Annotated in this window: 7 protein-coding genes and 1 pseudogene; 6 read left to right on the top strand and 2 right to left on the bottom strand. The window is 69.0% G+C overall.

Annotated features, from left to right (window positions below):
* The 6 genes and pseudogenes from GA0115259_RS10870 to GA0115259_RS10845 form a co-directional block, all read left to right on the top strand.
* Window positions 1-445, top strand: a pseudogene (locus tag GA0115259_RS10870) (potassium-transporting ATPase subunit B); the annotation flags it as partial.
* A gap of 5 nt (window positions 446-450) precedes the next feature.
* A complete protein-coding gene (locus GA0115259_RS10865; protein ID WP_093594364.1) occupies window positions 451-1,116 on the top strand; it encodes a potassium-transporting ATPase subunit C in 666 nt (221 codons plus the stop codon).
* Window positions 1,117-1,367: 251 nt separating this feature from the next.
* The gene (locus GA0115259_RS10860; protein ID WP_093594361.1) at window positions 1,368-3,911 is read left to right on the top strand and encodes a sensor histidine kinase; all 2,544 of its coding nucleotides are present in this window, start codon (window positions 1,368-1,370) and stop codon (window positions 3,909-3,911) included.
* Between the two features lie 26 nt (window positions 3,912-3,937).
* Entirely contained in the window at window positions 3,938-4,627 is a 690-nt protein-coding gene (locus GA0115259_RS10855; RefSeq protein WP_066946089.1) for a response regulator, read from the top strand.
* Between the two features lie 172 nt (window positions 4,628-4,799).
* Complete coding sequence (locus GA0115259_RS10850) at window positions 4,800-5,186, top strand: OB-fold nucleic acid binding domain-containing protein (RefSeq protein WP_161230336.1); 387 nt, start codon at window positions 4,800-4,802, stop codon at window positions 5,184-5,186.
* Window positions 5,187-5,189: 3 nt separating this feature from the next.
* A complete protein-coding gene (locus GA0115259_RS10845) occupies window positions 5,190-6,008 on the top strand; it encodes a DUF3159 domain-containing protein (RefSeq protein WP_093594358.1) in 819 nt (272 codons plus the stop codon).
* Between the two features lie 246 nt (window positions 6,009-6,254).
* Here GA0115259_RS10845 and GA0115259_RS10840 read toward each other — a convergent pair whose 3' ends face one another.
* Both GA0115259_RS10840 and GA0115259_RS10835 read right to left on the bottom strand, forming a co-directional pair.
* Window positions 6,255-6,932 carry a potassium channel family protein gene (locus GA0115259_RS10840; protein ID WP_093594355.1) on the bottom strand — a complete coding sequence of 226 codons (678 nt, stop codon included), beginning with the start codon at window positions 6,930-6,932 and terminating at the stop codon, window positions 6,255-6,257.
* On the bottom strand, window positions 6,932-7,229 hold a 298-nt coding region (locus GA0115259_RS10835), incomplete at its 5' end, for a TrkA C-terminal domain-containing protein (protein WP_176732500.1). The genes GA0115259_RS10835 and GA0115259_RS10840, both read right to left, overlap by 1 nt.

The raw sequence follows: 7,229 nt of genomic DNA, 5'->3' as shown, positions 1-7,229 counted from the left end.
CACCGGCACCTCGGCCGCCAAGGAGGCCGGGAACATGGTGGACCTGGACTCCAACCCGACAAAGCTGATCGAGATAGTCGAGATCGGCAAGCAGCTTCTGATCACCCGTGGCGCACTGACGACCTTCTCGATCGCCAATGACGTCGCGAAGTACTTCGCGATCATCCCCGCGATGTTCGCGGTCGTCTATCCGAGCCTGGACAGGCTCAACATCATGGATCTCTCCTCGCCGGAGTCCGCGATCCTCTCCGCGGTCATCTTCAACGCGCTCGTCATCGTCGCGCTGGTGCCGCTCGCCCTGAAGGGCGTGCGCTACCGGCCCACGAGCGCGGACGGGATGCTCCGCAGAAATCTCGGGATCTACGGCCTCGGCGGGCTGATCGCGCCGTTCATCGGCATCAAGATCATCGACCTGATCATCTCCCTCATCCCCGGCATCGGGTGAACGGCATGTCTTCCATGAACATCGGCAGTACCGCACGGCTGCTCGGGGCGGGCCTGCGCGCCCTCCTCGTCCTCACCGTTCTCTGCGGCGTGCTCTATCCGCTGGCCGTCACCGGCGTCGCCCAAGGGCTCTTCCCTCATCGGGCGAACGGCTCGGAGGTGAGACAGGACGGCAGGGTCGTCGGCTCCTCGCTCGTCGGACAGCGGTACGACCTGCCGCTCAAGGCGGGCCAGGAGACTCCGGAGCCGGACCTCAAGTGGTTCCAGCCGCGCCCGTCCAACGGCCTCGGCACCAACGGTGTCAACACTCAGTACAAGCTCATTCTCTCCGGAGCCACCAACCGTTCCGGCGACAACGAGGATCTGATCAAGTGGGTCACGGACGCCAAGGCCGCCGTCGTCAAGGACAACTCCACGCCCGGTTACCGGGTCACACCGGCCCAGGTCCCGCCGGACGCCGTCACCTCCTCGGGCTCGGGACTGGATCCGGACATCTCGCCCGCTTACGCGAGGCTCCAGGCGCACCGGGTGGCGGAGCGCAACCGGCTTCCGGTCGAACAGGTGGAGAAGCTGGTCGAGGACCACACGCAGCAGCGGGTTCTCGGCTTCGTCGGGGAGCCGCGGGTCAATGTGCTCGCGCTCAACACGGCCCTCAAGGAGCTGACCGGCTGACTCCGGCCGGTGCGGCCGGTCCGGACCGCTCACGCGTCCGGGCCGGCCTCTTCCGGGTTGGTCTCTTCCGCGCCGGCCTTTTCCGCGCCGGCCCGGACTTCTCCGTACCGGACCTCTCCGTACCGGCATCAGAATCGTGTCAAGACCACGATCGCGCCCGTTGGCTGCCCTTTTTGTCGCAATCACCGGGAGTAGCTTCGACTCAGCCGACGCGTGGCACGCGGTGGCTCTTCCGGGAAGACAATGGGGCCATGGGACGCGGCAAGCTTCGTATCTATCTCGGGGCGGCACCGGGCGTCGGCAAGACGTACGCGATGCTCTCCGAGGCACACCGCCGGGTGGAGCGGGGCACCGACTGTGTGGTGGCCTTCGTGGAGCACCACGACCGGCCGCGCACGGAGGTCATGCTGCACGGCCTCGAAGAGGTGCCGCGCCGTGAGCTGGAGTACCGCGGGACCGTCTTCACGGAGATGGACGTCGACGCGGTGCTGGAGCGCCGTCCCGCCGTCGCCCTCGTGGACGAGCTGGCGCACACCAATGTGCCGGGCTCGCGCAACGTCAAGCGGTGGCAGGACGTCGAGGAGCTGCTCAAGGCGGGCATCGAGGTCGTCTCCAGCGTCAATATCCAGCATCTCGAATCACTCGGAGACGTGGTCGAGTCGATAACCGGTGTACGCCAGCAGGAGACCGTCCCCGACGAGATCGTCCGGCGGGCCGACCAGATCGAGCTGGTCGACATGTCGCCGCAAGCCCTGCGCCGCCGTATGGCGCACGGCAATGTCTACAAGCCCGACAAGGTGGACGCAGCGCTCTCGCACTACTTCCGTCCGGGCAATCTGACCGCGCTGCGCGAGCTGGCCCTGCTGTGGGTCGCCGACCGGGTGGACGAATACCTCCAGCAGTACCGCGGCGAGCACAACATCCGCACCACCTGGTCGGCCCGGGAACGTATCGTCGTCGGCCTCACCGGCGGTCCCGAGGGCCGTACGCTGATCCGCCGCGCGGCCCGGATGGCCGCCAAGGGCTCGGGCAGCGAGATCCTCGCCGTCTACATAGCCCGCAGCGATGGACTCACCGCCGCCTCGCCCAAGGAGCTGGCCGTCCAGCGCACGCTGGTCGAGGATCTCGGCGGCACCTTCCACCATGTCATCGGCGACGACGTTCCCTCCGCGCTGCTGGAATTCGCACGCGGAGTCAACGCGACCCAGATCGTGCTGGGCTCCAGCCGCCGCAAGACCTGGCAGTACGTCTTCGGGCCCGGCGTCGGCGCCACCGTCGCCCGGGAGTCAGGACCCGACCTGGACGTACACATCGTCACGCACGAGGAGGCCGCCAAGGGCCGCGGACTGCCGGTGGCGCGCGGAGCCAGACTCGGCCGCTCCCGGATCATCTGGGGCTGGCTGGCCGGAGTCGTCGCGCCCGTCCTGCTCTCGCTGCTGCTGGCCATGGTGGGCAACTCCCCGGGGCTGGCCAACGACGTCCTGCTCTTCCTCTTCCTGACCGTGATGTCGGCGCTGCTCGGCGGGCTGCGGCCCGCGCTCGCCTCCGCCGCCGTGGGCTCCCTGCTGCTCAACTTCTACTTCACTCCGCCCACCCACACGCTGACCATCGCGGACCCCAGGAACCTGGTCGCCATCGTGATCTTCTTCGCCGTCGCGGTGTCGGTGGCCTCGGTGGTCGATCTGGCGGCACGCCGTACCCATCAGGCGGCCCGGCTCAGAGCCGAGTCCGAGATCCTCTCCTTCCTGGCGGGCAGTGTGCTGAAAGGCGAGACCACGCTGGCCGCGCTGCTGGAGCGGGTCAGGGAGACCTTCGCCATGGAGTCCGTGGCGCTGCTCGAACGCAAGAGCGAGGTCGATCCCTGGACCTGCGCGGGCAGCGTCGGACCGCAGCCCGTCGACCGTCCCGAGTCCGCCGATGTCGACATGCCGGTCGGCGACCATATGGCGCTGGCGCTCTCCGGACGGGTCCTGCCCGCCGAGGACCGCCGGGTGCTCGCCGCCTTCGCCGCGCAGGCAGCCGTCGTACTCGACCGGCAGCGTCTGGTGGGCGAGGCGGCCCAGGCCCGTGAACTGGCCGAGGGCAACCGGATCCGGACGGCCCTGCTCGCGGCCGTCAGCCACGATCTGCGGACTCCGCTGGCCGGGATCAAGGCGGCGGTCTCCTCCCTCCGCTCCGACGACGTCGAATGGTCCGAGGAGGACCAGGCGGAACTGCTCGAAGGCATCGAGCACGGCGCCGACCGCCTCGACCATCTCGTGGGCAACCTCCTCGACATGTCCCGGCTCCAGACCGGCACCGTCACCCCGCTGATCCGCGAGATCGACCTCGATGAGGTGGTTCCGATGGCGCTCGGCGGCGTACCGGAGGACAGCGTGGAGCTGGACATCCCCGAGTCGCTGCCCATGGTGGCCGTCGACCCGGGCCTGCTGGAGCGCGCGGTGGCCAATATCGTCGAGAACGCCGTCAAGTACAGCCCCGACGGGCGGCGTGTCACCGTCGCCGCCAGCGCGCTGGGGGAGCGGGTCGAGGTACGGGTCGTGGACCGCGGTCCGGGCGTTCCCGAGGACGCCAAGGAACGGATCTTCGAGCCCTTCCAGCGCCACGGCGACGCGCCGCGCGGGGCCGGCGTCGGCCTCGGGCTCGCGGTCGCGCGCGGCTTCGTGGACGCGATGGGCGGCACTCTCACGGCCGAGGACACCCCCGGTGGCGGCCTGACCATGGTTCTCACCCTCACGGCGGCGTCCGGACTCGCACCGGCGCGCCGTGAACCACCGGCCCGGATCGTCTCATGACCGGGACAGCAGAAAGGCAGAACCCTATGACGCGGGTGCTCGTGGTCGATGACGAGCCGCAGATCGTACGCGCATTGGTGATCAATCTCAGGGCGCGCAAGTACGAGGTGGACGCGGCCTCCGACGGCGCGAGCGCGCTCGAACTCGCCGCCGCGCGCCATCCCGATGTGGTCGTGCTCGACCTCGGGCTGCCGGACATGGACGGCGTCGAGGTCATCAAGGGCCTGCGCGGCTGGACCCGGGTGCCGATCCTGGTGCTCTCCGCCCGCCACACCTCCGACGAGAAGGTCGAGGCGCTGGACGCGGGCGCCGACGACTATGTCACCAAGCCGTTCGGCATGGACGAGCTGCTGGCCCGGCTGCGCGCCGCGGTCAGACGGGCCGAGCCGGTGGGCGGCGACGGCGACGACTCCACGGCGGTGGTCGAGACCGAGGGCTTCACCGTCGATCTGGCCGCGAAGAAGGTGCACCGCGAGGGCCGGGACGTACGGCTCACTCCGACCGAGTGGCATCTGCTGGAGGTGCTCGTGCGAAACACCGGGCGGCTGGTCAGCCAGAAACAGCTCCTCCAGGAGGTCTGGGGGCCCTCGTACGGCACCGAGACCAACTATCTGCGGGTCTATATGGCCCAGCTCCGGCGGAAGCTGGAGACGGATCCCTCGCATCCCAGGCACTTTGTCACCGAGCCGGGCATGGGGTACCGCTTCGAGCGCTGATCCGAGTGCTGATCCGGTGAGCCGGGCGTCGATCCGACGGCGCTGATCCGTGTGCAGATCCCTGCCTCGATCCATGCCTCGATCCGTGCGTGGATCCGTGCGTGGATCTCTGTGCGGATCCGACTCCCGCGCCACTGGATCCGGCGCTTCCTCGCCCCGGTACGCTCTAGCTATGAGTGCTGAGAAGCCGACCGGCCGCTTCCGCCGGATGCTCGACCGGCTCTCCAGCTCCCAGGGGGATCTGGAGTCCGAGGAGCTGCGGGAGGATGCGCAGGCGTCGGGATGCACCCGGATCTCCGACTGCAACGACCGCCAGATCGTCCGGGTGACTGGTACGTTGCGGACGGTCACGTTGCGTCCGCGGGCCGGTGTGCCCGCGCTGGAGGCGGAGCTGTTCGACGGCACCGCTCCGCTGGACGTGGTATGGCTGGGCCGGCGCTCCATCGTGGGCATAGAGCCTGGCCGCAGACTGATCGCCTCCGGCCGGATCTCCCTGAGCCACGGCCGGCGGGTGCTGTTCAATCCCAAATACGAACTCCGACCGCTCGGACAGGAGTAGCCGGTGCCGTCATTCGACAAGCCCGCCGCCTCGAACGTTTCCAGCGCTTCACCGGACGGGCCGACGGGCACGTCTGCGCCCTCCGGGCCTTCCGGGCCGAACGGTGAAGCCGACGCGAAAGCCGTCACCGAGGCGGCCCTTTTCGAGGCCTTCGGCGGCCTGCGGGGCATGGTGGAGACGGTCGTCCCCGGCCTGCTCTTCGTCACGATCTTCACGGTCAACCAGGATCTGCACACCTCGGCGATCGCGGCCCTCGCGGTCTCGCTGCTGCTGGTCGTGGTCCGGCTGGTGCGCCGGGACACCGTCAAGCACGCGTTCAGCGGTGTCTTCGGTGTCGCCTTCGGTGTCGTCTTCGCGATGATGACCGGCAACGCGAAGGACTTCTATCTGCCGGGCATGCTCTACACGCTGGGGCTGGCGCTCGCGTACATCGTCACCACGCTGGCGGGCGTACCGCTGATCGGACTGATCCTGGGGCCGGTCTTCAAGGAGAACCTCTCCTGGCGGACACGGAACCCGGGCCGCAAGAAGGCGTACGCGAAGGCGAGCTGGGCGTGGGGGCTGATCCTGCTCGCCAAGTGCGCGATCCTCTTCCCGCTCTACTGGTGGGCCGATACGGCACAGCTCGGCTGGGTGCTCATCACGCTGAAGATCCCGCCGTTCCTGCTGGCCGTCTATCTGACCTGGGTCTTCCTGGCGAAGGCGCCCGCGCCGATCGATGTCTTCGCCGAGATGGAGGCGGAAGAGGCGGCGGAGAAGGCCCGCAAGGCCGCCGCCGCGACGACGCCGGACGGCCCGACGAGCCACCGCAGGGAGCGCTGAGGCCGCGGGGTGTTCGGCCCGTACGATCCGGGCGCCCGTACGATCCGGGCCCGGGCATCGCCCGTACGAGCCCGTTACGGCTTCCGTGCCGTACGGGGCGGCCCACGTGGCAGACGTACGCGTAGACAGCAGACGTACTCGTGACAGGCGTACGGGAAAGGGTCCGGCACCTGAGAGGTGCCGGACCCTTTCCCATGAAGCGCGTACGGCGCGTACGCGGGGCGTGGTCGGCCACAGCCCGTCGCGTCAGCCCGTCGCGTCCTCGCGGCGGACCGACAGCAGGTCCTCCAACTGCTCCTCACGGGCCTGCGCCGCCACGAAGAGCAGCTCGTCACCCGCCTCCAGCGTCTCCTCCGGATTCGGCGTCAGCACGCGCGTGCCCCGGATGATCGTCACCAGCGAGGTGTCCTCCGGCCAGGTCACATCGCCCACGAGCGTGCCGGTCACGGCCGACTCCGGCGGCAGCGTCAGCTCGACCAGATTCGCGTCGCCATGGCTGAAGCGCAGCAGCCGTACCAGATCGCCGACGCTCACCGCCTCCTCGACCAGGGCCGACATCAGCCGCGGTGTGGAGACCGCGACATCGACGCCCCAGGCCTCGTTGAACAGCCATTCGTTCTTCGGGTTGTTGACCCGGGCCACCACCCGCGGCACGCCGTACTCCGTTTTGGCGAGCAGGGAGACGACCAGATTGACCTTGTCGTCGCCGGTCGCGGCGATCACGACATTGCAGCGCTGGAGCGCCGCCTCGTCCAGCGAGGTGATCTCACAGGCGTCCGCCAGCAGCCACTCGGCCAGCGGCACCCGCTCCACCGAGATGGCGGTCGGCGCCTTGTCGATCAGCAGAACCTCGTGTCCGTTCTCCAGCAGCTCGCCCGCGATGGAACGGCCCACCGCACCTGCCCCGGCAATCGCGACACGCATCAGATCCCGCCTCCGTCCGGGCCCTCGGCGAATGCCGCCTCGACCTTCTCGATGTCGTCCGTACGCATCATCACGTGGACGAGATCGCCCTCCTGAAGCACCGTCTGGGACGTCGGCAGCATCGCCTCGCCGAGCCGGGTGAGAAACGCGACGCGTACGCCGGTCTCCTCCTGGAGCGTGCTGATCTTGTGCCCGATCCAACTCGATGCCGTATGCACCTCGGCCAGTTGCACGCCGCCGCTGGGGTCCCGCCACAGCGGCTCGGCGCCCGACGGCAGCAGCCGGCGCAGCATCTGG

This window comes from Streptomyces sp. MnatMP-M17, assembly GCF_900091995.1.
GTDB lineage: Bacteria > Actinomycetota > Actinomycetes > Streptomycetales > Streptomycetaceae > Streptomyces.
Note: the sequence above shows the minus strand (reverse complement) of the source record. Positions and strands in the feature narration are given on the sequence as shown.